Annotated in this window: 27 protein-coding genes and 1 tRNA gene; 16 read left to right on the top strand and 12 right to left on the bottom strand. The window is 59.8% G+C overall.

Annotation, left to right across the window (positions count from 1 at the left end):
- Positions 1-226 precede the first annotated feature (226 nt).
- Positions 227-709, bottom strand: a complete 483-nt coding sequence (locus EET67_RS00010; protein WP_170313198.1) for a hypothetical protein — start codon at positions 707-709, stop codon at positions 227-229.
- A 60-nt stretch (positions 710-769) separates the two neighbouring features.
- Positions 770-1,531: an SDR family oxidoreductase gene (locus tag EET67_RS00015; protein ID WP_128624160.1), complete on the bottom strand. Its 762-nt coding sequence runs from the start codon at positions 1,529-1,531 to the stop codon at positions 770-772.
- Positions 1,532-1,638: 107 nt separating this feature from the next.
- Here EET67_RS00015 and EET67_RS00020 point away from each other — a divergent pair, with 107 nt between their 5' ends.
- The gene (locus EET67_RS00020) at positions 1,639-1,845 is read left to right on the top strand and encodes a helix-turn-helix domain-containing protein (RefSeq protein WP_128624161.1); all 207 of its coding nucleotides are present in this window, start codon (positions 1,639-1,641) and stop codon (positions 1,843-1,845) included.
- 306 nt (positions 1,846-2,151) lie between these two features.
- Here the strand turns inward: EET67_RS00020 and EET67_RS00025 are convergent, their stop codons facing one another.
- On the bottom strand, positions 2,152-3,639 hold the full coding sequence (locus EET67_RS00025; RefSeq protein WP_128624162.1) for a peptidoglycan-binding domain-containing protein: 1,488 nt from the start codon (positions 3,637-3,639) through the stop codon (positions 2,152-2,154).
- Between the two features lie 259 nt (positions 3,640-3,898).
- A tRNA-Gly gene (locus EET67_RS00030) sits at positions 3,899-3,973 on the bottom strand.
- 288 nt (positions 3,974-4,261) lie between these two features.
- Here EET67_RS00030 and EET67_RS00035 point away from each other — a divergent pair.
- From EET67_RS00035 to EET67_RS00045, 3 genes are all read left to right on the top strand, one after another.
- The gene (locus tag EET67_RS00035) at positions 4,262-4,759 is read left to right on the top strand and encodes a prolyl-tRNA synthetase associated domain-containing protein (protein ID WP_128624163.1); all 498 of its coding nucleotides are present in this window, start codon (positions 4,262-4,264) and stop codon (positions 4,757-4,759) included.
- A gap of 96 nt (positions 4,760-4,855) precedes the next feature.
- Positions 4,856-5,854, top strand: a complete 999-nt coding sequence (gene trxA / locus EET67_RS00040) for a thioredoxin (RefSeq protein ID WP_128624646.1) — start codon at positions 4,856-4,858, stop codon at positions 5,852-5,854.
- A 176-nt stretch (positions 5,855-6,030) separates the two neighbouring features.
- A complete protein-coding gene (locus EET67_RS00045; RefSeq protein WP_128624164.1) occupies positions 6,031-6,702 on the top strand; it encodes an LON peptidase substrate-binding domain-containing protein in 672 nt (223 codons plus the stop codon).
- Positions 6,703-6,711: 9 nt separating this feature from the next.
- Here the strand turns inward: EET67_RS00045 and EET67_RS25485 are convergent, their stop codons facing one another.
- On the bottom strand, positions 6,712-6,870 hold the full coding sequence (locus tag EET67_RS25485; protein ID WP_165899740.1) for a hypothetical protein: 159 nt from the start codon (positions 6,868-6,870) through the stop codon (positions 6,712-6,714).
- 260 nt (positions 6,871-7,130) lie between these two features.
- Between EET67_RS25485 and rimP the strand changes: the two genes are divergently transcribed.
- The 8 genes from rimP (at position 7,131) to pnp (ending at position 17,023) form a co-directional block, all read left to right on the top strand.
- On the top strand, positions 7,131-7,763 hold the full coding sequence (gene rimP / locus EET67_RS00050) for a ribosome maturation factor RimP (protein WP_128624165.1): 633 nt from the start codon (positions 7,131-7,133) through the stop codon (positions 7,761-7,763).
- Between the two features lie 38 nt (positions 7,764-7,801).
- Complete coding sequence (gene nusA, locus EET67_RS00055; RefSeq protein WP_128624166.1) at positions 7,802-9,403, top strand: transcription termination factor NusA; 1,602 nt, start codon at positions 7,802-7,804, stop codon at positions 9,401-9,403.
- 38 nt (positions 9,404-9,441) lie between these two features.
- Complete coding sequence (locus EET67_RS00060) at positions 9,442-10,089, top strand: RNA-binding protein (RefSeq protein WP_128624167.1); 648 nt, start codon at positions 9,442-9,444, stop codon at positions 10,087-10,089.
- Positions 10,086-12,647, top strand: coding sequence for a translation initiation factor IF-2 (infB, locus tag EET67_RS00065; protein ID WP_128624168.1), 2,562 nt, complete (start codon positions 10,086-10,088; stop codon positions 12,645-12,647). The genes EET67_RS00060 and infB overlap by 4 nt, the downstream gene beginning before the upstream one ends.
- 109 nt (positions 12,648-12,756) lie before the next feature.
- A complete protein-coding gene (rbfA, locus tag EET67_RS00070) occupies positions 12,757-13,173 on the top strand; it encodes a 30S ribosome-binding factor RbfA (RefSeq protein ID WP_128624169.1) in 417 nt (138 codons plus the stop codon).
- Positions 13,173-14,126, top strand: coding sequence for a tRNA pseudouridine(55) synthase TruB (gene truB / locus EET67_RS00075; protein ID WP_128624170.1), 954 nt, complete (start codon positions 13,173-13,175; stop codon positions 14,124-14,126). Before rbfA ends, truB begins: the two co-directional genes overlap by 1 nt.
- A 162-nt stretch (positions 14,127-14,288) precedes the next feature.
- On the top strand, positions 14,289-14,558 hold the full coding sequence (gene rpsO, locus EET67_RS00080) for a 30S ribosomal protein S15 (RefSeq protein ID WP_128624171.1): 270 nt from the start codon (positions 14,289-14,291) through the stop codon (positions 14,556-14,558).
- 317 nt (positions 14,559-14,875) lie between these two features.
- The gene (gene pnp / locus EET67_RS00085; protein ID WP_128624172.1) at positions 14,876-17,023 is read left to right on the top strand and encodes a polyribonucleotide nucleotidyltransferase; all 2,148 of its coding nucleotides are present in this window, start codon (positions 14,876-14,878) and stop codon (positions 17,021-17,023) included.
- Positions 17,024-17,085: 62 nt separating this feature from the next.
- On the opposite strand, the gene EET67_RS26460 is transcribed toward pnp, so the two are convergent.
- Complete coding sequence (locus EET67_RS26460; RefSeq protein ID WP_342634640.1) at positions 17,086-17,613, bottom strand: hypothetical protein; 528 nt, start codon at positions 17,611-17,613, stop codon at positions 17,086-17,088.
- 12 nt (positions 17,614-17,625) lie between these two features.
- Here EET67_RS26460 and EET67_RS26465 point away from each other — a divergent pair, with 12 nt between their 5' ends.
- Positions 17,626-18,120, top strand: coding sequence for a class I SAM-dependent methyltransferase (locus EET67_RS26465; RefSeq protein ID WP_342634641.1), 495 nt, complete (start codon positions 17,626-17,628; stop codon positions 18,118-18,120).
- 2 nt (positions 18,121-18,122) lie between these two features.
- Here the strand turns inward: EET67_RS26465 and fabI are convergent, their stop codons facing one another.
- From fabI to fabA, 3 genes are read right to left on the bottom strand one after another with little or no spacing between them, the layout of a single operon-like run.
- Complete coding sequence (gene fabI, locus EET67_RS00095; RefSeq protein ID WP_128624174.1) at positions 18,123-18,932, bottom strand: enoyl-ACP reductase FabI; 810 nt, start codon at positions 18,930-18,932, stop codon at positions 18,123-18,125.
- A 12-nt stretch (positions 18,933-18,944) separates the two neighbouring features.
- Positions 18,945-20,165 (bottom strand): beta-ketoacyl-ACP synthase I, encoded by a 1,221-nt coding sequence (gene fabB, locus EET67_RS00100; RefSeq protein ID WP_128624175.1) that lies wholly within the window; start codon positions 20,163-20,165, stop codon positions 18,945-18,947.
- 26 nt (positions 20,166-20,191) lie between these two features.
- Complete coding sequence (fabA, locus tag EET67_RS00105; protein WP_128624176.1) at positions 20,192-20,707, bottom strand: 3-hydroxyacyl-[acyl-carrier-protein] dehydratase FabA; 516 nt, start codon at positions 20,705-20,707, stop codon at positions 20,192-20,194.
- A gap of 250 nt (positions 20,708-20,957) precedes the next feature.
- Between fabA and irrA the strand changes: the two genes are divergently transcribed.
- Together irrA and EET67_RS00115 are read left to right on the top strand one after the other, a co-directional pair.
- Positions 20,958-21,359, top strand: a complete 402-nt coding sequence (irrA, locus tag EET67_RS00110) for an iron response transcriptional regulator IrrA (RefSeq protein ID WP_165899767.1) — start codon at positions 20,958-20,960, stop codon at positions 21,357-21,359.
- Between the two features lie 20 nt (positions 21,360-21,379).
- Entirely contained in the window at positions 21,380-21,754 is a 375-nt protein-coding gene (locus tag EET67_RS00115; RefSeq protein ID WP_128624177.1) for a DUF4260 domain-containing protein, read from the top strand.
- Here the strand turns inward: EET67_RS00115 and EET67_RS00120 are convergent.
- On the bottom strand, positions 21,744-22,304 hold the full coding sequence (locus tag EET67_RS00120) for an SH3 domain-containing protein (RefSeq protein WP_128624178.1): 561 nt from the start codon (positions 22,302-22,304) through the stop codon (positions 21,744-21,746). The genes EET67_RS00115 and EET67_RS00120 overlap by 11 nt on opposite strands.
- Before the next feature lie 167 nt (positions 22,305-22,471).
- Here EET67_RS00120 and EET67_RS00125 point away from each other — a divergent pair, with 167 nt between their 5' ends.
- Positions 22,472-23,473, top strand: a complete 1,002-nt coding sequence (locus EET67_RS00125; RefSeq protein WP_128624179.1) for a 2-hydroxyacid dehydrogenase — start codon at positions 22,472-22,474, stop codon at positions 23,471-23,473.
- 31 nt (positions 23,474-23,504) lie between these two features.
- Here the strand turns inward: EET67_RS00125 and EET67_RS00130 are convergent, their stop codons facing one another.
- Together EET67_RS00130 and recF are read right to left on the bottom strand one after the other, a co-directional pair.
- On the bottom strand, positions 23,505-24,278 hold the full coding sequence (locus EET67_RS00130; RefSeq protein ID WP_128624180.1) for a molybdopterin-synthase adenylyltransferase MoeB: 774 nt from the start codon (positions 24,276-24,278) through the stop codon (positions 23,505-23,507).
- 32 nt (positions 24,279-24,310) lie between these two features.
- Positions 24,311-25,453: a DNA replication/repair protein RecF gene (gene recF, locus EET67_RS00135; protein WP_128624181.1), complete on the bottom strand. Its 1,143-nt coding sequence runs from the start codon at positions 25,451-25,453 to the stop codon at positions 24,311-24,313.
- Positions 25,454-25,463 lie beyond the last annotated feature (10 nt).

Here is a 25,463-nt window from a genome sequence, read left to right on the forward strand (position 1 = left end):
GGGCCGATCAACGCCCACTCCTCGTCCGTCACACCAATCCGTTCGCCCAAGGCTGCCTCCAAATAGCAGCCTTGAATCAAAACAGGAGTCCCCAGTCAACCTTTGTCCACGAGCGCTAGTGAAGACGTTGAAGGCGAGTGGTTCAATCCCGGACGACGCCTTCATGACTTACGGCAACACCTATGTGCGGAAGGTCTGCTGTAACTAGCTGTACTGCTCCCCGCGCTTACGTGCAGGTTCGGACGGCACCTGCCTTCACCTTTTCCTGCCACTTGTCGCCCAGCGTCTGACGTGCCGACACCGCCTGCTGGCTGCCTGCCTCGCCGTCCCGGAACATCCTGATCGCAAAGGCTTGGTCGTGGGTTCCATAGACCATGGTAGGACCGGGCGTGTAGGTGGTGGTTCCGCTGTAGAAGCCGCCACTCACCATGCCGGTGGTGTGATATTGGCCCGGCAGTTGCGTTGCCCGCACATTGTTGGCGCTCGCGGCATCCAGGATCATATAGCGGTCATAGCCTGCCTTCAGCGTCTCGATAGCGGCCTGTTGCTGGGCGACCTTGGCCGCGCCGAAGCCTCCGCAGACGGGAGCCGCTCTGGTCTGGATGATGGCTGTGTTGGCCGATGTGCGGATCGCGTTGGAACCGGCGCAGGCGGAAAGTGCGGCGCAAGTTGCCGCCAGAACAGAAACCCGAATTGATTTTGAAAGCATAAGTATCCCCTGTAGAAAAGCGTCGAGTTCACAAGATCACGGCCGAAATATTTCTGTCAATTATTTGACAGGTGGCGAGTTGTGGCTGAGATATTCGCCGCGGATGAAGCCCGCGTCCCAACGTCCGCAGGCTTCCATCGCCGCCACGGCAAGGCGGGCAGCGCTGTCCGGGTGGACCAGCAGGAAGAACACCACATGCGCGGTGGTGAACGCCCAGACGGCGCAGCCGGGGGCAGCGTGCCGAAGCTGTTCAGACCGGGAGGCCATGAACGTGGCCCGTTCGATGCGCGGGAAATGCTGGTAGATCAGCAGCGACTTACCAGCCTCGTAGAACGCCGCCACCTCATCGAAGTACAGGTATTTGGACGAGTTCTTGCGGCCTTTCGGCAGCGACACTTCGAGACCGTTGTCCGGATCGAAGAACACCAGATCGGTGGCGTCGAACTCCGCCGCGCACTGCTCCATGAAGGCAGAACGCCCGGACCACTCGTCGGGCAGCAACTCGTTGTAGTAGCGAGCGCCCCGAACCGCACCGCTGTCTTCAATGGTCTGCAGCCGGCGACGATCCGGCTTGGCGGCGGCGTGGGCCAGGATATCGAACAGTTCGGTGTCGAAATGGCGATGCCGCTCCGGCTGCTGAAGATAGGTGAGCTTGCTGCCATCTGAACTCCCGTCCGAAGGCGTCAGCATCCAGCACACACCGATGCGATTCGTGCCGCCCGCCGACAGCATCCGCAGCAGTGCATACTTCCGATAGTCGCTAATGTCCCCGACGTATTGATGCTTCACCACGCCCTCCGAATCGATTCCGGCGGGCAGCATCGCAAAATACCCTGATTTGGGGTACTCTAAATTCGGGTCTTATTGAGGCGCTGGTCCCAGCACTGGCGCTTCCATTGTCTTCACTTCGATCCAATCTGTATCAACGAATGATCGAACTGCTCGTGCAGGCTCGGAAGGACGCTGGCATTACGCAGGTCGAATTGGGGAAGCGGATCGGGCAACGGCAGACCTTCGTCTCGAAGTTCGAGCTTGGAGAACGTCGGCTCGACGTGGCCGAATTCGTGATGATAGCCAGAGCTATAGGCGCTGATCCGCACGCGATAATGCACGAATCTGAGGAGCAATTCGACTAAGCGATACTGTTCGCTGTGTTTGTAACCGGAAACGCGGGTAGCAGGAAATTGATAACATCAACGTGGCTGCCCGCGCGTATCTGTCGTTGCCCTACAATTATCACAACGTCGTTCTTCCGGTCGGGTTAACGACCGAAGATTGTCCGGAAGATAGTGTAGAATACGATGGCGACTAGCGTGACGATCACGACCAGAAATATTGTCCCCCCAGAGGTAGTGGGATCGATATAAAAAACCGCTGCAACCCCCAACAAAATCCCAACGACTGCAGGAATCCCGTAGTGCTTTATAAGGATAGACACAGCGTTATTCCTTCAAGAAACTGAGGAGTTTGGTACCCGTCTTGTCTACCCACAACTGAATCAAGCGACGTATTTTCTGTTCGTCCCAGCCGTTACGCCAAAGTTCCGGATTGCGTTCGATATCCGTCACCCAGTCCTGCATAATCTGTTCTGCCTGCTTTTCTGTCGTAACATCGCTCAGGTCCGCCACCAGAATATGAGCGTTCGGATCGCCAATTTGTTGTGGTGGTGCCCAGGCGATAAGATATGGGCCTTCGCCATTCATCTGGAAATTCTGGCGTTGTGCGACCTTGATTGATTGCTTTGCTGCAATCAGACCGTAATGCGCTACGGCCTGTTGGCATAGCTCTTCACGCTTCATCTTGTTGATCTGATCGGCCAGCTTGTCCTGCTCGACTGGCCAAACAGTTACCATCTGATCCGCGTATGGGGTAGTCAGGTTGGGTGAGTCGGCGTGCGGCAGTCCGTCAACGTAGGCGTGGCAAAGCATCAAGTATCTATCAAGACGATCACCACTGGAAGCCCTCGAGGGAAACGCCACAATTCCGTAAGCCGAAAAATTGCGCGGGGGAAATTGCGTGGGTCCAGCGAAAATCCGAGTGGCCCGTATCCCATTTTCAATGAGCAGACCGGGTCGTGTCTGGATTGCGCTTACCTTTATCACAGTAGGTGCTGACACGTCGTTTAGGACGGCAATTTGTTGGCCTGCGTCGTTTGATATCTCCACACCGGTACCAGACCATGACGCACTGTAGGTGCATCCTCCGGGTGTTCTGAAATCGTAATTGCCTGAACGCTTCTGAAATATTGTTTGAAGTGCCGCTGGAAAGAGTTGATCCGTGACTACATGGCATCCGATCAGAGCTTGACGCTCCGCATCGTCAAGACCGTGCCCCTCACTCTCTTCGACTGCACGTTGCACGGCATCCCATGCCGCGTCGGTCGGTGCAAGGATAGCGATAGGATTACCCGAGATCTGTTTTTGGGTAACATATTTCGCAACAATCCGGCCCGTTGTTGCGAAAGCTCCACCTAGATTTTGCTCTGCTAGCGTCTTCTCCAGTGGTTCGTATCGCACCGCAGCGAATGTGGCGAGCGCCTGCATCTGTTCTTTGGTAAGAGAGCCGGTGACGGGTTCCAAGCGATCTGCTTGAAACTGCTCAATAGCTTGGCGTGTGAGGAAATTGTCGGTCTCGCTTTCCGATCCGGCCTTATAGCCTTGCTGGTTCAAAATTTTTTGGATGTCTGACGCCGTCAATCGAAACGGATCGTGATCAGCGTCGCCAGAAATTACTGGCTTGGATGTTCCATGGGGTAAATCAAGCTGCTTTGTGACGCCTTCTCGTCCGGTATCGGGCAAATCTAGTTGTATCGCAGTTCCTCCGTGATCAGTATCGGACAACTGCTTCTGCACCTGCGCGATCGCTACACTCGGCAGGGCCAGTGCCGACAAAACACCGACAAATATTTGGCTTAGCCTCCACCCCATCATCGTCCCCTTCCCCTTTGGGCTAATGCTAGATGCCGATGTGAAAGCTTTCAATGGTTTCCAGTGTCAGAGCGTGGCTTCGTGAATTCCCATGCGCCGCCGCACACTCCGGCGACACCGCGACTTCACGCTACGTCGAATACGCAAAGTGGTAACCCGCGTGTAACCCTGACCTTTTGAGAGCAATCAGTCGGCTGCGATTTCAACCGCCTGGAAAACGAAAAAGCCGCGGAAAACCGCGGCCTTTCGATGCTTTGAATATTGGAGCGGGTGAAGCGATTCGAACGCTCGACCCCAACCTTGGCAAGGTTGTGCTCTACCCCTGAGCTACACCCGCTCGCGCGGCATCAAGTACCGCAAGCCGCGCCTATATGGCCGAAGAGCGAGCCGAATGCAACAGGCAAACGCAGACATTTTTGTCAGAATTTCCATTCGCGTTTGTGGTGGGAAATGGTGAGATGCAGGTCCTCCGACATCCGCGTTCTTTCACCGTGCAGCGAGAGACTGCCGTGGCGCCGTTACGCAAATCTTCGGCAGGCAAGCACTTCCCTGTTGCGGCCTCGCATGCGAAACAGGCGGCGTCACATTTGAGCGGAAAATCTCTTTTCGCCTTATCAGGAATGCCATGCCCAGGACACCAGCCGAACTTTTCGCCTTTCTCGATGCGCTGAAGATAGATGTTACGACGAAATCACATCCGCCATTGTTTACCGTTGCCGATTCGCAGTCGCTGCGTGGTGAGATTGAAGGCGGCCACACCAAGAACCTGTTCCTGAAGGACAAGAAGGGCAGTTATTTCCTGGTTACAGTCGATGAGGAGGCGGAAGTGGATCTCAAGCAGATCCATCACCTTATCGGAGCGGCCGGCCGTGTCTCCTTCGGCAAGCCGGAAGCGCTGATGGAACTGCTTGGCGTCTATCCGGGCGCGGTTACTGTGTTCGGGCTGATCAATGACAGCGCCGGAACGGTCAAGGTGGTGCTAGACAGCGCCTTGATGCAGAATGCGGTCATCAATGCGCATCCCTTGACGAACGAGGCGACGACATCGATTGCAAATGGCGATCTTTTGAAGTTCATCGCGGCGACAGGTCATGAGCCGCTGATCTTGAAAGTCTCCGCATGATTGCCACATGGTGGCTAAACCTGCGGATTGCGGCCGACCGACCTCGATCCGCGTTAGAATGATGACGGCACGTGCCAGTCAGCCGAAGGGGCGATGATGAACGAGCAAGACAATCCATTCGGTGGCGCAGGAAGCCAGTACACGGCCAATGTCAGCTATGGCGCGGCCAGGCCGGAAGCATCCGAAAACGCGAATGCTGTGAACCTTGGCGCAAAAGGTTCGGAACCCTTTGTGGTCAAGGACACGACCACGGCAAGCTTTACGGCCGATGTCATCCAGGAGTCCCGTCGCCAGCCGGTACTGGTCGATTTCTGGGCGCCCTGGTGCGGCCCCTGTAAACAGCTTGCGCCGGTCCTGGAAAAGGCGGTTCAGGCCAGCAGTGGCCGGGTGAAACTGGTCAAGATGAATATCGATGATCATCCATCGATTGCCGGCCAGCTTGGTATCCAGTCGATCCCGGCGGTAATCGCGTTCAAGGACGGCCAGCCGATAGATGGTTTCATGGGGGCGGTGCCCGAAAGTCAGATTACCGCATTTATAGACAAGGTCGCCGGCGTGGACGGCAAGGCGCAACTGGCGGACGCCTTGGCGGCGGCAGCGGAGGCGCGGGCGGCGGGTGATTTGCAGTCCGCAGCCGATATTTTCGCAAGCGTGCTCGAACAGGCACCCGACAATGTGGACGCATTGGCGGGATTGGCCGATATTATGTTCGATACCGGCGACCTTGAGGGGTCCAAGGCGCTGCTTGAGCAGGTGCCGGCTGATAGGAAGGAAAATGCGGCGATTGCTGCGGTCCATGCCAAGCTTGCCTTAGCCGAGCAATCCGCTGCGCTTGGCAATCCGGCCGAATTGGAAGCGCGTGTGGCAGCCGACCCGAAGGACCATCAGGCGCGCTTTGATTTGGCCATCGTGCAGAATGCGCTCGGGCAGCGCCGTGAAGCGGCCGACAACCTTCTGGCCATCGTCAAGGCGGATCGAAGCTGGAAGGATGATGGCGCGCGGACCCAATTGCTCCAGCTTTTCGAAGCATGGGGCATGACCGACGAGGTGACGCTCGAGACACGGCGAAAACTGTCGTCGCTGCTGTTTTCCTGAAGCATATCTCCCGGAAGTGGAAGCCGGCTTCGGGAGACATGCGAGGGAACGAGGGTTGAAGTGTGCCGCCTGATTCGTTTCGGCGTGACACGCTTTAAGCGGCGGCCTCGTACGGAGCGGCGAGGCGGTTTGCCTGCGTCGGTGGGTACGGCGCCGAATGCTGAACGGAGAAGGACATGCAGGCGGGAAACGCGCATTATCGCACCGGAAAGGACGTTCCGACCACACTTGCCGTATTTCCGCTGGCAGGCGCCCTGCTATTGCCGGGCGGCCGCTTGCCGCTGAACATTTTTGAGCCGCGCTATCTGCAGATGATTGACGATGTGATCGCCGGCGACAGGTTGGTCGGCATGATCCAACCGCGGCTCGACGGCATTCTACGCGACGACGGCGAGCCGGAGATTTGCGAAGCAGGTTGTCTCGGCCGCCTTACCTCCTTCGCGGAATCCGGCGACGGCCGTTATCTGATAGCGCTAGAGGGCGTCTGCCGTTTCCGTGTCACCCAGGAACTGGCGGTCAAAACGCCCTATCGCCAGTGTCGGATCATGCCGTTCGTCGGCGACCTCTCAGAAGATCCGACCGGCAGGGAAATCGATCGTCTCGGCCTGCTCAAGGCCTTCCGCGCCTATCTGGAAGCTAATGAGCTGGAGGCGGATTGGGACAGTGTCAGCCGTGCTGAAAACGCAATGCTGGTCAATGCCTTGTCGATGATGGCGCCCTATGGCGCCGCCGAAAAGCAGGCGCTTCTCGAGGCGCCGGATTTGAAGACCCGCGCCGACACCCTCATCGCGATAACCGAAATGGTTCTCGCCAGGAAAAATGACGAGTTCGGCTCGAACCTGCAATAGGTCTGGCGATCAGTATCTGATCTTGCGGAATTGTTCCGGCTCGATGCCGAGGCCGCGCAGATCGCGGTTGCGCGGAGCACGACCGCTCTCCACCGCAGCAGCGACTGCGATTGCGCTGCCGATCAGGTTGAAGAACCCGCCGATCCGAGAGGAATTGCGCTGGGACATTGTCGTTACCTTTCATGCTGCACTGCAACATAGTTAGGGCTGCGGTGCTGCAATTGTAAGTGGCGCTGCCGCAGGGCAGCCATGCGGTGCGCGCAACACGCCGTTAACGAGCGGTTTAAGCAGGACTTGTCAGGATCAAGCATATCCTTTATGTATGGCCTAAATTCTTGGTCGATTTGACGAAGAGTGGGTCCACCCGGTCCCGCTCTTTTTTGTTACCGGGCCTTGTGATCCGGCATGCGGCCAGCCCTGGATGAGAAATGACGGAAGACGCAAGCGCCATTCCTGGAGATGATAGGATCATCCGCGAAAGCGGCATCGACGCGCGCGTGGCGGCCATCGTCATGCCGGTGCTGCGCGGAATAGGCTACCGCCTGGTACGGGTGCGGCTCTCTGGCCAGAATGGCTTGACGCTGCAGATCATGGCCGAGCGTGACGACGGCACCATGACGGTCGAGGATTGCGAGGAAGTCAGCCGTGCGGTTTCACCCGCACTTGATGTCGACGATCCGATCGACAAGGCATATCATCTGGAAGTCTCTTCGCCCGGCATTGATCGGCCATTGGTGCGCAAGTCGGATTTCACCACATGGCAGGGACATCTGGTGAAGCTCGAAACTTCGATCCTCGTTGCCGAGCGCAAGCGGTTCCGGGGCAAGATCGCCGAGGCTGATGACGAGTCGGTCGTGATTGAGCGTGATCAGCCGGCCTATGGCGAGGAGCCAAGGGTACGCATTCCTTTCGTGGCGATTGCCGATGCGCGACTGATCCTGACCGACGATCTGATCCGGGATGCGCTGAGCAAGGACAATCAGGCGCGCAAGGAAGCCAGGAAACACCGCGGCGAAGCCGTTGAAGACGACGCCGAAGACGAAACCGAAACCGAAGAGTGAATTGAACAGCCCGTCGGGTATTGTTCAGGGAGACGACAATGGTAGTCAGTGCGAACAGACTTGAGCTGCTGCAGATCGCGGATGCGGTTGCGCGTGAAAAGTCTATCGACAAGCAGATCGTCATCGATGCGATGGCCGACGCGATCCAGAAGGCGGCGCGTTCGCGCTACGGCCAGGAAACCAACATCCGCGCCGACATCAATCCGAACACCGGCGAGATGAAGTTGCAGCGGCTGATGGAGGTCGTCGAAGCCGTCGAGGACTATGCGACGCAGATTGCGCTGTCCACGGCACGCGAGCGCAATCCCGATGCCCAGCTCGGCGACTTCATCGCCGAACAGCTGCCGCCGATGGATTTCGGCCGCATCGCTGCCCAGTCGGCAAAGCAGGTTATCGTGCAGAAGGTGCGCGAGGCCGAGCGTGACCGCCAGTACGACGAATACAAGGACCGTATCGGCGAGATCGTCAACGGCACCGTCAAGCGCGTCGAATATGGCAATGTCATTGTCGATCTGGGGCGTGGCGAGGCCATCATCCGCCGCGACGAGTTGATCCCGCGCGAAAACTACAAATATGGCGATCGCGTCCGCGCCTATGTCTATGACGTGCGCCGCGAGCAGCGCGGCCCGCAGATATTCCTGTCGCGCACGCATCCGCAATTCATGGCCAAGCTCTTCACCATGGAAGTGCCGGAAATCTATGACGGCATCATCGAGATCAAGTCGGTAGCCCGCGACCCGGGTTCGCGCGCCAAGATCGCGGTGATTTCGCGCGACAGCTCGATCGATCCGGTCGGCGCCTGCGTCGGCATGCGCGGCAGCCGCGTGCAGGCTGTTGTCGGCGAATTGCAGGGCGAGAAGATCGACATCATCCCGTGGTCGCCTTCGGCCGCGTCCTTCATCGTCAATGCGCTGCAGCCGGCGGAAGTCGCCAAGGTGGTGCTCGACGAGGATGCCGAGCGCATCGAGGTGGTGGTGCCCGACGACCAGCTTTCGCTGGCCATCGGCCGTCGCGGTCAGAATGTACGTCTTGCCTCGCAGCTTACCGGTTGGGACATCGACATCCTGACCGAGCAGGAGGAATCCGAACGCCGTCAGAAGGAGTTTGTCGAACGCTCCAACCTGTTCATGGATGCGCTCAATGTCGACGAGATGGTCGGCCAGGTGCTGGCATCCGAGGGCTTCACCAGCGTCGAGGAAGTCGCCTATGTCGATTCGGACGAAATTTCGTCGATCGATGGCTTTGACGAGGATACCGCCAGCGAGATCCAGACCCGTGCCAGGGAGTATCTCGACAAGATCGAAGCCGAGCACGACGAGAAGCGCCTGGCTCTTGGGGTTTCCGACGAGTTGCGCGAGATTCCGGGCATCACCACCGCCATGCTGGTCACCTTGGGCGAGGATGGGGTGAAGACGGTCGAGGATTTCGCCGGCTATGCCGTCGATGACCTCACCGGCTGGAAGGAGCGCAAGGACGGAGAGACGAAGTTCTACCCTGGTGTCCTTGCTGATTATGGGATTTCGCGCGCCGATGCCGAGCAGATGGTCATGGCGGCGCGGCTCAAGGCTGGATGGGTTACCGAGGATGAGCTTGCCGCCGAGCAGGAAGCCGAGGCAGAATCCGAAGCGTCCGGTGCGTGAGGTGAACACGCATCGAACAGATTACGCCCCCGGACGAGATGAACGATCGCACATGCATCGTCACGCGCAGGCAGACCGAACCGGATGAACTGATCCGCTTCGTCGTCGGGCCGGACAATGTCGTCGTTCCTGATCTGAAAAGAAACCTCCCCGGCCGTGGTTGCTGGGTGACGGCTGACCGCCTACATATGGACAAGGCGGGCAGGAGTCATTTTGCCCGCGCTTTCAGGAAAGATGTGGCCGTTCCGCCCGATTTGGGCGCAATGGTCGATGCTCTCCTTGCACGGGCAGCGCTTGGCGTGCTCGGTCTGGCGCGTAAAGCCGGTGCCGTGGCGCTCGGTGCGGCCAAGGTCGAAAGCACGGTCCGCAGCGGCAAGGCGCTTCTGGTTCTCCATGCTCAGGAAGCTTCGGAGGACGGCGTCCGCAAGATCACGCAGGCGCGACGTGCGACGGCTTATGCCGGCGGCCCCGAGATTTATGCCTACAAACTTTTTTCGGAAACCGATTTGAGTTTGGCATTAGGGGCAACAAATGTGATACATGCTGCCGTTCTCGCGCAAGACGCGGGAAACGCGGTGCTGAAGCGCATGGTTGCGCTTGACCGTTACCGGGGCGGATCCTCGGATGACCGGGCAATGTTTGCGGCAATTGCTGACGAAGATGTAGCCGCAGAGGATATGGAATGAGCGATACGAAATCGGGTGACGACAACACTCTGAGCGTCAACACGAAGAAGACTCTGACGCTGAAGCGGCCTGGCCTGGAACAGGGCACGGTTCGCCAGAACTTCTCGCATGGGCGGACCAAGCACGTGGTTGTCGAAACCAAGAAGCGCAAGTTCACCATGCCCGGAGAAAAGCCGGAGCAGGCCGCGCCCTCGGTGTTTGCGCCGAAGCCGCAGCCGGTAGCCGCCCCTGTGGTGCAGGAGGCCCCGAAGCCGGCGCCCGCGCCCGCCCCAACACCCCCGGAGCGCATGGTCTTGAACGAGTTGTCTTCGAGCGAGATGGAAGCTCGCCGGCGTGCCCTTGAGGGGTCAAAGGCGCGTGAGATCGAGGATCGCCAGCGCGCTGCCGAAGAAGCCAAGCGTCGTCAGGAGGAAGAAGAGCGCCGCCGTCGCGAGCGTGAGGAATCCGCGCGCCGCCAGGCCGAGGAGGAAGCACGGCTTAAGGCCGAGGCCGAAGCACGTCGCCGTGCCGAGGAAGAGGCCCGTCGCCGCGCGCCACAGGAACAGGTTGCCGATGACGAGCCGGAGGTCAGAAGCAAGAGCCTCGGTGTCAGCCGCGCCGTGCCGCTCAAGCGCGTCGCCGCGCCGGAAGTGGCTCGGCCTGTCAAGGCAAAGGGCGAAGAGGATCGGCGTCGCAGCGGCAAGCTGACGCTGAGTGCCGCGACTTCGGATGGGGATGGGCGTGCCCGCTCGCTGTCCTCGATGCGGCGGCGCCAGGAGAAGTTCAAGCGCGCCATGCACCAGGAGCCGCGCGAGAAGATCGTGCGCGAAGTCGTGCTGCCGGAGACGATCACCATCCAGGAGTTGGCGCAGCGCATGTCCGAGCGCGCCGTCGACGTGGTCAAATATTTCATGAAGCAGGGCCAGATCATCAAGCCCGGCGACGTGATCGACGCAGATACGGCCGAACTGATCGCGGCCGAGTTTGGCCATACGGTTCGGCGCGTTGCCGAGTCCGACATCGAAGAGGGGCTCTTCGACGTGGCGGATCGGGAAGAGGATCTTCGCCCGCGTTCGCCTGTGGTCACCATCATGGGCCATGTCGACCACGGCAAGACCTCGCTGCTTGATGCGATCCGCAACGCCAATGTGGTGTCCAGCGAGTCCGGTGGCATCACCCAGCATATCGGGGCCTATCAGATCGAAAAGGATGGTCAGAAGATCACCTTCATCGACACGCCGGGCCATGCCGCCTTTACCGCGATGCGTGCCCGCGGCGCGCAGGCGACCGACATCGCCATTCTGGTGGTTGCCGCAGATGACAGCGTGATGCCGCAGACGGTCGAGTCGATCAATCACGCCAAGGCGGCCGGCGTGCCGATCATCGTGGCGATCAACAAGATCGACAAGCCGGCTGCCGATCCGCAGAAGGTGCGCTCCGAATTGCTGCGCCATGAGGTGTTCGTGGAGTCGATGGGCGGCGAGGTGCTGGATGTCGAAGTGTCCGCCACCAAGGGCACCAATCTCGACAAGCTGCTTGAAGCCGTCCTGCTGCAGGCCGAATTGCTCGATTTGAAGGCCAATCCCAATCGCACCGCCGAAGGTGTGGTCATCGAGGCCAAGCTTGACAAGGGACGTGGCCCGGTTGCAACCGTTCTGGTGCAGACCGGTACGCTGCTGGTCGGCGACATCCTGGTGGCCGGCAGCGAATGGGGGCGCGTGCGCGCGCTGGTCAATGACCGGGGCGAGCATCTCGATTTGGCCCTTCCTGCGACGCCGGTAGAGATTCTTGGTCTCCAGGGCACGCCGCAGGCCGGCGACCGCTTCGCTGTGGTCAATAACGAAGCCAAGGCGCGCGAGATCACCGAATATCGCCAGCGCAAGGCTCGTGACAAGGCAGCCGCTCGTCACGCCGGTCAGCGTGGTTCGCTCGAACACATGATGTCGCAATTGCAGTCGAGCGGCCTGAAGGAGTTCCCGCTGGTCATCAAGGCTGACGTCCAGGGCTCGGTGGAGGCGATCGTCAACGCACTGGCCGAGCTTGGTACGGACGAGGTGCGTGCGCGCATAGTCCATGCCGGTGCGGGTGGCATCACCGAAACTGATGTGTCGCTCGCCGAGACCTCGGGCGCTGCCATGATCGGCTTCAATGTCCGGGCTAACCCGCAGGCCCGTCAGGCTGCCGAACAGGCAGGTATCGATATTCGCTACTACAACATCATCTACACGCTCGTGGATGACGTTAAGGCAGCCATGTCGGGCCTTCTGTCGCCGGAGCGTCGCGAAACCTTTATCGGCAATGCCGAGATACTCGAGGTCTTCGACATCACCAAGGTCGGCAAGGTTGCCGGTTGCCGTGTGACGGAAGGCAAGGTCGAGCGTGGTGCCGGCGTCCGCCTGATCCGCGACAATGTCGTTATCCACGAGGGCACGCTGAAGACGCTGAAGCGCTTCAAGGACGAGGTGTCCGAGGTTCCGGTCGGCCAGGAATGCGGCATGGCCTTCGCCAATTACGAGGATATCCGCCAGGGCGATATCATCGAATGCTTCCGCGTCGAGATGGTGAACAGGACGCTCTAGGCGTCGTATCCGCTTGTAGAAACTGACCGGGCTGTGCAAGGCGCCAGCTCGGTCTCAAACTATGTGCGGCCGCGGTTCGACCCCGCACCGCATGTTTCAGGATTTCCAGATGGCACGTTCCCCTGCATCAGGATCAGGCCCTTCGCAGCGCCAGCTTCGCGTTGGCGAACAGGTACGCCACGCATTGTCGGATCTGTTGCAACGCCGTGAGATCAACGACGACGTGATCGAGGCGACGGTCATTTCCATATCGGAAGTGCGCATGTCGCCCGATCTGAAGATCGCCACCGCCTTTGTCTCGCCGCTCGGTGCACGCGATGACGATGCGGTCGTGCAGGCGTTGAACCGTAACGCGAAGTTCATTCGCGGCCGTGTGTCCTCCGCACTGCGCCAGATGAAATACATGCCCGAATTCCGCTTCCGGCGGGATACCAGCTACGACAATTTCGCCAGGATCAACGAGCTTTTGCATTCGCCGGAAGTCGCGCGCGACCTGGGGCCAGACGACGACAAGGAGCGCGAATAGTGGGGCGCAGAGGCAAGAAGAAAGGCCGGCCGGTTTCCGGCTGGCTGGTGTTCGATAAACCGGTCGGCATGGGCTCCACCGAAGCGGTGGCCAAGATCAAGTGGCTGTTCCAGGCCGAAAAGGCTGGCCACGCCGGCACGCTGGATCCTCTGGCATCGGGCATGCTGCCGATCGCGCTGGGCGAGGCGACGAAGACCGTTCCCTATGTCATGGATGGCGCCAAGGTCTATCGTTTCACCGTCGCCTGGGGCGAGGAGCGCTCGACCGATGATCTTGAAGGACCGGTAACGAAAACCTCCGAAATCAGGCCCTCTGAAGAACAGATACGCGCGCTGCTGCCGAAATATACCGGTGTGATCATGCAAACGCCGCCGCAGTTTTCGGCAATCAAGATTGCCGGCGAGCGCGCCTATGATCTGGCGCGCGAGGGCGAGGTCGTCGAGATACCGGCACGCGAGATCGAAATTGGCCGGCTCGACCTGATCTCGTCTTCGGACGGTCGCTCGGTGTTCGAGGTCGAATGCGGGAAGGGCACCTATGTCCGCTCGCTGGCGCGTGACATGGGGCGTGATCTCGGCTGTTTCGGGCATATCGCAGAATTGCGCCGGACCGAGGTCGAGCCGTTTACCGCCGACGATCTCGTCACGCTGGAGATGCTGGAAGAAGCTGCCCGCCCTACCGCCGACACCGTCGAGGAAGGTGATTGGGCCGTCCGCTATGAAGCGCTGGACGCTTGTCTGCTCGATACTGGCGCTGCCCTTGAATATTTGCCGCAGGTGACCATCACCGATGACGTGGCCGCACGCATAAGGCTTGGCAATCCGGTGATCATTCGTGGCCGGGATGCACCGGTGGAGGCTGATGAGGCTTGCGCCACCGCGCGCGGCAGACTGGTTGCGATCGGCGCGATCGAAGCGGGCATGTTCAAGCCAAAACGGGTTTTTACCGTTTGAAATTCGCGTTTTTGACCGATTTTCGATTGGCTCTGGCCTTTACCGGCATTTTGCACTATATGCGCCGCAGCATCGCGCAAGAGTGCGGTGTGTACCGGCCCCTGCTGGACGACATCCCGGCCGAGGGCGTCCCGTTTCCTCAATTTTGAAAGGAAAAGCACGATGTCGATTACTGCTGAACGCAAGCAAGAACTGATGGCCGAATTTGCGACTGCAAAGGGCGATACCGGCTCGCCGGAAGTCCAGGTCGCTATTCTGTCAGAGCGCATCAAGAATCTGACGGAGCACTTCAAGGACCACAAGAAGGATAACCATTCCCGCCGTGGCCTGCTTGCTCTCGTGTCGCAGCGTCGCCGCCTCCTCGACTATCTGAAGGGGCGGGAAGAGGCTCGCTACCAGGCTCTGATCGAAAAGCTCGGTCTGCGCCGCTAAGTTCTGCCGGCGGGTCTTCGTTCAGAAGGTCCGCCGGTTTGCCATTCGAGCTCGCCAATGCGAGGCTCGCCGGCACCTGATCCCGAAGGATGGCGAAAAAGCCCGGGATATCAGGTGCCAAACAGGTCCCGGCTGCGTGAAATGGCGCCGGAGCCGCCCATGAGACAGGTCATGGGGCAGGATTGCAGGATGCCCGGGGCGTTGCCGCCGACGCCGAATTTGCCGGACCTCCCGTTGTCTTGCCCGTGGCTCGTCTGAAACAGGCCAGGAAGGAGCTTCGCGTGCTGCGTGAGCCTTTCCGTATAAAAGGACAAGATATGTTCAATCATCACAGAGTAGAAATAGAGTGGGCCGGGCGCCCGCTCATTCTCGAAACCGGCAAGATCGCCCGTCAGGCCGATGGCGCCGTGCTTGCCACCTATGGCGAGACGATCGTGCTTGCGACTGTCGTTTCGGCAAAGGAGCCGAAGCCCGGCTTCGACTTCTTCCCGCTGACCGTCAACTACCAGGAAAAGACCTATGCCGCCGGCAAGATCCCCGGCGGTTATTTCAAGCGTGAGGGCCGTCCGAGCGAAAAGGAAACCCTGGTTTCGCGCCTCATCGACCGCCCGATCCGCCCGCTCTTTGCCGATGGCTACAAGAACGACACGCAAGTTGTCGTAACCGTCGTCCAGCATGACCTCGAAAACGACCCGGACATCCTGTCGATCGTTGCCACCTCGGCGGCACTGACGCTCTCGGGTGTTCCCTTCATGGGTCCGATCGGCGGCGCGCGCGTCGGCTATATCAACGGCGAATACAAGCTCAACCCGCATATCGACGAGATGGAAGAGTCCAAGCTTGACCTCGTCGTGGCAGGAACGACTGATGCCGTCCTCATGGTCGAGTCGGAAGCCAAGGAACTGTCCGAAGACGTCATGCTTGGTGCGGTTATGTTCGGCCACAAGGGCTTCCAGCCGGTGATTGACGCCATCATCCAACTCGCCGAAGTCGCAGCTAAGGACCCGCGTGAATTCACGCCGCCGAGCTATGCCGATCTCGAGGCCGAAATGCTGAAGATCGCCGAGACCGACCTGCGCGAAGCTTACAAAATCATCGACAAGCAACAACGCTACGCCGCTGTCGATGCCGTCAAGGCCAAGGTCAAGGCAGCTTTCGCTCCCGCTGATGACGAGGCACCGAAATGGTCGGCTGAACAGGTCGCGACGGTGTTCAAGCACCTGCAGGCCAAGATCGTGCGCTGGAACATTCTCGACACCGGTTCGCGCATTGACGGACGCGATCTCAAGACCGTCCGCAACATCGTCTCGGAAGTGGGCGTGCTGCCGCGCACCCATGGTTCGGCGCTGTTCACGCGCGGCGAGACGCAGGCGATCGTGGTTGCCACGCTGGGCACCGGCGAAGACGAGCAATATGTCGACAGCCTGACGGGCATGTACAAGGAGAAGTTCCTTCTCCATTACAACTTCCCGCCTTATTCGGTGGGTGAGACCGGCCGCATGGGTTCGCCCGGCCGCCGCGAGATCGGCCATGGCAAGCTTGCCTGGCGCGCTATTCACCCGATGCTGCCGGCCGCAGAGCAGTTCCCCTATACGCTGCGTGTCGTCTCCGAGATCACCGAGTCCAACGGCTCCTCGTCGATGGCAACCGTTTGTGGCACTTCGCTTGCACTGATGGATGCCGGCGTTCCGCTGCAGAAGCCGGTTGCCGGCATCGCCATGGGCCTCATCAAGGAAGAGGAGCGCTTTGCCGTTCTCTCCGACATTCTGGGTGATGAGGACCATCTCGGCGATATGGACTTCAAGGTCGCCGGTACCGAAGGTGGCATCACCGCGTTGCAGATGGACATCAAGATCGACGGCATCACCGAAGAGATCATGAAGGTGGCGCTCGGCCAGGCCAAGGATGGTCGCCTGCATATCCTTGGCGAAATGGCCAAGGCGCTTTCCGGCGCTCGTGCAGAACTGGGCGAGTTTGCCCCGCGCATCGAGGTGATGAACATCCCGACCGACAAGATCCGTGATGTCATCGGTTCCGGCGGCAAGGTGATCCGCGAGATCGTCGAAAAGACCGGTGCCAAGATCAACATCGAGGATGACGGCACGGTCAAGATCGCCTCGTCCAACGCCAAGGAGATCGAGGCGGCGAAGAAGTGGATCCACACCATCGTCGCGGAACCTGAAGTCGGTGAGATCTATGAAGGCACGGTCGTCAAGACTGCCGATTTCGGCGCCTTCGTGAATTTCTTCGGCCCCAAGGACGGCCTCGTCCATATCTCGCAGCTTGCCAATGAGCGTGTTGCCAAGACGTCGGACGTCGTCAAGGAAGGCCAGAAGGTCTTCGTCAAGCTCATGGGCTTTGACGAGCGCGGCAAGGTGCGCCTGTCGATGAAGGTCGTCGATCAGGAAACCGGCAAGGAAATCGTCAAGGAAAAGAAGTCCGAGGACGAAGAAACCGCCGCCTGACGGTATCGAAAATGAGATTGCAAACGGGCGCGCCGAAAGGTGGCGCCCGTTTTCTTATTTGATCACACACGGGTTCGTGGACGATGCGCGATGCCTTGAAAACCCTGTTTTATCCCTTCGAATCCGGGGTGCTTTCTGCGCCGAGGAAGGGGACACGAACCCTGTTTTTCGGTGCAGAACCGGGGTTTCGCTTGCCCGGCGGCTTCGAGACGAACCTTTCCATCGTGCAGGGTTTCCGGCCCTATGTGCGAGGACTTGAAGCCAGCGGCCATGCCGTCAGCTATGTCGCGGAAGGGTATGACTACGACCTCGCACTGGTATTGTCTGGCCGCCATCGCGGAGAAAACGAGTTGCGGATCGCCGGCGCCATTGAGCGTGTAAGAGGTGGTGCAACGATCCTGGTTGCCGGCAGCAAGGATGACGGCATCGCCAGCCTGCGCAAGCGGATCGGCGAATTGGTGGAAATCCCTGGCCAGTTGCCCAAGCATCATGGCGTAGCGTTCTGGTTTTTTCGGCCGGCTGACAGCGCTGACGTCGTCCTCGCCCTGCGCAAAGGCAATGGCGAGCGGCTGGTGGAAGATCGGTTTCACACTGCGCCCGGCATGTTTTCGGCCGACCGCATCGATGCCGGTTCAAAATTACTTATCGATAACCTGCCAGAAAAAATCGACGGGGCGGTCGCGGACTTCTGCGCTGGCTGGGGCTATCTCGCCGCCGAATTGGCGTTGCGACATCCCAAAATCACAACGCTCGACCTCTATGAAGCTGATTTTGCCTCGCTGGAGGCTGCCAGGCGCAACGTTGTGGCCACGTCAGTCACGCCGCGTTTTTTCTGGCAGGATCTGTTGAGCGAGGAAGTTCGCTATCGGTACGACCTGATCGTCATGAACCCGCCCTTCCACCAGCACAGGGCAGCCGAGCCGGATATCGGTCAGGGGATGATCAAGGCAGCGGCCGTTGCCCTGAAGCCGGGCGGACGGCTTTACATGGTTGCCAACCGGCAATTGCCTTACGAACGAACGCTTGCGCAGGCCTTCTCGAGCCACACCGAAATCGCGCGCGACGGCGGTTTCAAGGTATTGAGAGCCCGCCGTTAAGGCTATTCACTCTTGTCGGACTGTTTCAGCTCTTCCAGCGTTGGCATCGAAACGATGTGATAGCCCGAATCTACATAATGGATTTCGCCGGTGACCCCTGAAGACAGGTCCGAAAGCAGGTAGAGGGCAGAGCCCCCCACCTCGTCTATCGTTACCGTCCGGCGCAACGGAGAATTGCGCTGCTGATAGGAGAACATGTAGCGCGCGTCGGATATGCCGGCGCCGGCAAGCGTGCGCACCGGGCCTGCCGAAATGCCGTTGACGCGGATGCCGCGCGGACCATAGTCATTGGCGAGGTAGCGAATGCTGGCCTCCAGCCCGGCCTTGGCAACGCCCATGACATTGTAGTTTGGCATCACGCGCGTCGATCCGGCATAGGTTAGCGTGACCATCGAGCCGCCATCCTGCATCAGCGCTGCAGCATTGCGCGCAACCTCGGTGAAGGAATAGCAGGAGATCACCATCGTGCGGATGAAGTTTTCCCGGCTGGTGTCGGCATAGAGGCCCTTCAATTCGTTTTTGTCCGAGAAGCCGATGGCATGCACGACGAAATCGAGCTTGCCCCATTGCTTGTCCAGTGTCTCAAAGACAGAACTGACCGAGGCGCTGTCTTCCACGTCGCAGGGCAGGACCAGCGAGGCTTTGACCTGCTCGGCCAGCGGCTTGACGCGTCGGCCGAAGGCCTCGCCCTGATAGGTGAAGGCCAGTTCCGCGCCGTGGGCGGCAAGCTGCTTGGCTATGCCCCAGGCAATGGAATGGTCGTTGGCGACCCCCATCACGAGGCCGCGCTTGCCTTTCATCAAAGCTTCCATGGAAAGACTACCTCAGCCGTTATAGCGCTGGAAAACGAGCGTGGCGTTGGTGCCGCCGAAACCGAACGAATTCGACAGCACAGTGTCAATCTTGGCATTGTCGATGCGCTTGCGCACGATGGGCATGCCTTCGAATTCGGGATCGAGTTCCTCGATATGGGCACTTTCACCGATGAAGCCGCCCTGCATCATCAGGATCGAGTAGATGGACTCCTGCACGCCCGCCGCGCCCAGCGAATGGCCGGTGAGCGACTTGGTCGAGGTGACATTCGGCATATTTTCCCCGAACACCTCGCGGATCGCATTCATTTCCTTGGAATCGCCGATCGGCGTGGAGGTGCCGTGCGTGTTGATATAGTCGACAGACCCCGAAACGCTCGCCAGCGCCTGTTTCATGCAGCGAACGGCACCCTCGCCCGAAGGGGCGACCATATCGTAACCATCGGAAGTCGCACCATAGCCGACGATCTCGGCATGGATTTTCGCACCGCGCGCTTTTGCATGTTCCAATTCTTCCAGAACCAGAACACCGGCACCACCGGCAATGACGAAACCGTCGCGATTGACGTCATAGGCGCGCGAGGCGACTGGGGCGCGGTCGTTGAATTTGGAAGACATGGCGCCCATCGCGTCAAACAGGTCCGACATCGTCCAGTCGAGATCCTCATGGCCGCCGGCAAAGATCATGTCCTGCTTGCCCCATTGGATCAACTCATAGGCATTGCCGATGCAATGCGCCGAGGTCGAACAGGCCGAGGAGATAGAATAGTTGACGCCGTGGATCTTGAACCAGGTGGCGAGCGTGGCCGAGGCCGTGGATGACATCGCCTTCGGGACAGCAAATGGGCCGATGCGCTTGGGGCTGTTGTTCTTGCGGGTTATGTCGGCGGCCTCGACGATCGTCTTGGTCGATGGCCCGCCGGAACCCATGATGATGCCCGTGCGTTCATTGGTGATTTCGCCTTCGGCAAGGCCGGCATCGGCAATCGCCTGTTCCATGGCGACGTGGTTCCACGCGCCCCCTTTGGACAGAAACCGCATTGCGCGGCGATCCACCAATTCCGTCGGATCGAGCGTCGGAGCCCCCCACACCTGGCAGCGGAAGCCATGCTCGGCAAAAGAGTCCGAAAAACTGATGCCGGATTTAGCGTCCCGCAGGGAAGCCTGCACCTCTTGCGCGGTATTTCCGATCGACGATACGATCCCGAGGCCTGTGACAACGACGCGTCTCATGCGATGTTCCTTCGTGTCTTCAGCACTCAGGCTGTTTCTTGTTTTGCCAGGCCGACGCGCAGGTCGGTGGCCTTGTAGATTTGCTCCCCATCGGCTTTCAGCCAGCCGTCGGCGGTGCCGAGCACTAGGCGACCGCGCATGACGCGCTTGAAGTCGACGCCATATTCGACCTTCTTGACCTTCGGCGTCACCATGCCCTTGAACTTGACCTCGCCGGTAGACAGCGCCATGCCCTTGCCAGGCTCACCCAGCCAGCCCAGGAAGAAACCAGTCATCTGCCACAATGCATCAAGGCCAAGGCAGCCGGGCATCACCGGATTGCCGATGAAATGGCAAGGGAAGAACCAAAGGTCAGGCTTGATATCCAACTCTGCGCGTACGAAGCCCTTGTCGAATTCGCCGCCGGTTTCCGAGATTTCGGTGATCCGGTCGAACATCAGCATCGGCGGAGCAGGCAGTTGCGCATTGCCGGGCCCGAACAACTCGCCGCGGGCGCAGGCAAGCAGGTCCTCGTAATCGTAGCTGGACTTCGAAACCGCCATAAAACGTCTTCCTTTCTCCGACGCCGTCGCGCCCTTGCCTCGTTTCCTAACACAGTCTGTTTGCGCGCGGAAACCGCCGTTTGCGATTAGCCTGCCGGTCAGCCTGGGTCAATGTGCGCCTATTGATCGCTTTTCGTGGACAGATTATATCTCGGGCAGGTATGGCTCGGATAGCTGATCGGTTCAGGTGCCGGGTTCGGTGGTTGTTATGGGATATGATAGGTTTGTGGATTTGACGGTCCCGAACGAAATGGCAGTGGACAAACGTGTGCGCGATGCGGGCTTGCGTCCGACGCGTCAGCGGGTTGCCTTGGCAAATCTCATTTTCGCCAAGGGAGACCGGCATCTGTCGGCCGAGGAACTGCATGAGGAGGCGGTGAGCGCTGGTGTCCCGGTCTCGCTGGCCACCGTCTATAACGCGCTCCATCAATTTACCGAAGCCGGACTGCTGCGCATCCTCGCGGTCGAAGGCTCGAGGACCTATTTCGACACCAACACCTCGGACCATCACCATTTCTTTATCGAGGGCGAAAACAAGATCTTCGATATCGAGTCCGGCCCGGTGACGGTGCTTGACTTGCCCGAGCCGCCAGAAGGCATGGAAATCGCCAATGTCGACGTGGTGGTAAGACTCAGGCGGCGGCGCGACTGAGCTCGCCGGTTCGAGATTTCATGCGTCTCCTGGACCTCGTTGTCAGGCTGGAATGGCTCGCCATATTCGCAGCCGCTGTAGCCTTTTACGCTTTCACCGGCGGATCCTGGGTTTTCTTCCTGCTATTGTTCCTGGCGCCTGATCTTTCCATGATCGGGTATCTGGCAGGGCCTCGCGCCGGCGCACTCGCCTACAACATGTTTCATACCGTTGTCGGTCCGCTATGCCTGATCGGCTTGGGCAGCGTTTTCGGCCACGCCCTTTTATTTCAGCTAGGGGCAATCTGGATGGCCCATATCGGCTTCGACCGGGTGCTCGGCTACGGCCTCAAGGCCGCGACCAGTTTCCATGAAACCCATATGGGCCGCATCGGGCGAAAACAGCTCAATCCTTGACCAGTTCACCGGGATAGGCGCCCCAGACCAGCGTCTGGCTGATCCAGCCCGTATGACCGGAAAACGTCATTTCGCACCATTTGCCGTCGCAGGATTTGATGGCGCCGACGACACCCGGTTCCAATATGGCAACCGCATGCGCCTCATTGTCCGGCTTGGACAGAAGTGTGATCGTGGCGTCCTTGCCGCGCTGCCAGGGGGCGGCAATCGCCGTGCGCCGGCCCGAAAGCAGCGACTGGTTGATCCAGCCCTCCGCCCCTTCCGAATCGCGTACGCGCCGCCAATTGTCATATTCCTGCGTGATCTCCATCGGCAGGCCCGGCTTGGTGTAGAGCCAGTTGACGGCGTAGTTCAGCCCCGGCCCGATGCGGGCATTGACCCGCCCGGATTTCAAGCTGACGAATCGCGGTATTGGAAGTCCGCTCGGGCCGAGCGTTACATTCTGGTTGGGGGCAGCCTGGACCCGTGAAACCGAAATTTCCGTCGAGGAGAATACAAGGCCAAGCAACGCGGCGCTAAGTGTGATGCGAAGCGATACGAAAGCGGCCACCGTCAGTCCTCTTGCATGATTTGCCCGATAGGCGCCGCTGGCGGACGCCCCTTTTTCTTTGTCTTCGCCGTCGCTGCTTGTTACACAGGCAGGGATGCCAAAGCCGGTTTCCAGTTTCGCCCGTCTTGGTTAAAGAGGTCTCAACAGGATCCGGATTCGAGGACATAATGGCCGGCAAAAAGAAGCCTCTTGTTGTGATCACGCGCAAGCTTCCCGACCAGGTGGAAACGCGCATGCGCGAGCTGTTCGATGCGCGGCTAAACCTGGAGGACAGGCCGCTGACCCAGCCGGAGTTGGTTGCTGCCGTCAAGGAAGCCGATGTTCTGGTGCCGACCGTTACCGACCGCATCGATGAAGCGCTGATCGAGCAGGCTGGTGAGAACCTGAAGCTGATCGCCAATTTCGGCAATGGCGTCGACAAGATCGACGTGGCGGCTGCGGCCAGAAAAGGCATTACGGTCACGAACACGCCCAACGTGCTCACTGAGGATACCGCCGACATGACGATGGCGCTCATTCTCGCCGTGCCGCGGCGGTTGGCGGAAGGTGCCAATGTGCTCGACGGGTCCGGAAAATGGGCCGGCTGGTCGCCAACCTGGATGCTAGGCCGCCGCATTTGGGGCAAGCGGCTCGGTATTGTCGGCATGGGCCGTATAGGCACGGCTGTGGCCCGTCGCGCCAAGGCGTTCGGCCTGTCGATCCACTACCACAACCGCAACCATGTGATGCGTGAGCTAGAGGATGAGCTAGAGGCGACCTACTGGGACAGCCTCGACCAGATGCTGGCGCGGATGGATATCATCTCGGTCAACTGCCCATCGACGCCGGCGACCTTCCATCTGCTCTCGGCGCGCCGTCTGGCCCTGCTGCAACCGACGGCCTATCTGGTCAACACTGCGCGCGGTGACATCATCGACGAGGAAGCGCTGATAAAGCTGTTGCAGGATGGTCGGGTCGCCGGTGCGGGCCTCGACGTTTTCGAGAATGAACCGGTGGTCAATCCCAAGCTGGTCAAGCTCGCCGCCAAGGGCAAGGTCGTCATCTTGCCGCATATGGGGTCAGCGACGATTGAAGGCCGGATCGACATGGGCGAGAAGGTCATCATCAACATCCGCACTTTCATCGACGGCCACCGGCCACCGGATCGCGTGCTGCCGCTACGCTACTGACCTCGGCCGACAGGCGCCGACCGCAGCGCCTTCAGACCGGTGATCGAGCCTTGTAGCGGACGATGTCGAAGCGGGCGGCCAGCGCATCGTAGAGCAGGATGCGTCCGACCAGTGGCTCGCCAATCCGGGTGATCAGCTTGATCACCTCCATCGCCTGCAATGTACCGATCACACCCGTCAGCGCCCCAACAATACCGGCTTCCGCGCAAGACGGCACCAACCCGGGCGGGGGCGGTTCTGGGAAAAGATCGCGATAGCTCGGATTTTGTGATCCGTCCGGGCCGGTTTCAAAGGGTTTGAGAACGGTGACTGAGCCATCGAACCGGCCGACTGCCGCATGGACCAGCGACCGCTTCTTTTCGGCGCAGGCATCGGCCACCGCAAAGCGCGTTGCGAAATTGTCGGAACCGTCGGCGACTATGTCATAGGGCGCGACAAGCTCGCCGGCATTGGCGGCGGTCAATCTTATGTTGTGTAAGTTGACGCCTACATTGGGGTTGATGCGTGCAAGGGTCGCCTTGGCGCTTTCAAGTTTCGGCTGACCGACTGCATCGGTATCATGGATCACCTGGCGCTGCAGGTTTGAAAGTGAAACCGTATCGTCATCGATGATTCCAAGCGTTCCGACACCTGCGGCGGCAAGATATTGCAGGATCGGTGCACCAAGCCCGCCCGCGCCGATGACCAGGACGCGCGCCCTTTTCAGCTTCTGCTGGCCGGCGCCGCCGATCTCCGGCAATACGATGTGGCGTGCATAGCGCTCGAGTTCATCGGGCGTGAGAGGGGCGGGATCAAAAGCGTTCATGAGGGGGATCATATCGACGGCGACGCTGCTTGTCAGGCGTCTTCGGTGGGGCGTATCGAGCCGTGGTCGACGGTGAGGAACTGCGCTTTGCCTTTCAGGCTGGAAAACAGCACAGGCTCGGTCCCGGTCATGAATGCCTGGCAGCCAAGCTCTTCCAGGATCTGGAACAAGGCCGCGCGCCGCCCGGCATCGAAATGTGCCGCAATTTCGTCCAAAAGCAGAATCGGCACCATGCCCGATATTTCACCGCACAACCGAGCGTGCGACAGCACGAGGCCGACCATCAGCGCCTTCTGTTCGCCGGTTGAGCAAAACTCCGCCGGCATGGCCTTCGGCCGGTGGCTGACCAGGAGATCGGCGCGATGTGGCCCTTCCAGGGTACGCCCGGCCGCTCGGTCACGCTCTCGCCCCTCGGCCAGCCGCCGGCGGAAATCCTCCTCGATCTCGACTGCCGCACGCTGGTCGATCTGGCTCTCCAGACCGCCGGCAAGATTGATGTCGGCTTGGGGGAAGGGGCCCGAATCGGGCATCTTGCCGATCATGGCTGTAAGCAGGCGGATCGTTTCAGCGCGTGCCGCTGCAATTGCCACACCGGTTTCTGCCATTTGCGTCTCGATTGCCTCGAACCAGCCGCGATCACGCGAGTCCTCGGTCAGGAGCCGGTTGCGGCTGCGCATGGCTTTTTCATAATCGAGGGCGCGTTGTCCGTGGCTGGAATCGATGGCAAGCACTAGGCGGTCGAGAAAGCGGCGGCGGTCAGCTGCCGGGCCTGTGAAAAGCCCGTCCATGGACGGCGTCAGCCAGACGACGCGCAGCCATTCAAGCATGTCGTCCGCGGACTTCGAATTGGCTGCGTTGATGCGTACGCGTCGGCCGGTTTCGCCGGGCCGCTCGGTTCCGGCTGTGCCGGTGCCGATTTCGACCTCGCCATTGTCGCCGTCAATCGTTGCGTGGACGGTAAAGCCGCCCGTGCTGTTTTCCCTTGCAACATCGCCATAGGGCGCTCGCCGCAAGCCGCGGCCGGGTGTCAGGAAAGATATGGCTTCGAGCAGGTTGGTCTTGCCCGCACCGTTCTCGCCAGTGAAAACGACCGCGCCGGGTTGCAAATCCAGCGCAAGCGCAACATAGTTACGGAAATTGGTAAGCCTGAGCTTACGTATATAGGTCGACACCAACCTCTACCTG

Origin of the sequence: Borborobacter arsenicus (genome assembly GCF_003934165.1) — a bacterium.
Classification (GTDB): domain Bacteria; phylum Pseudomonadota; class Alphaproteobacteria; order Rhizobiales; family Rhizobiaceae; genus Pseudaminobacter; species Pseudaminobacter arsenicus.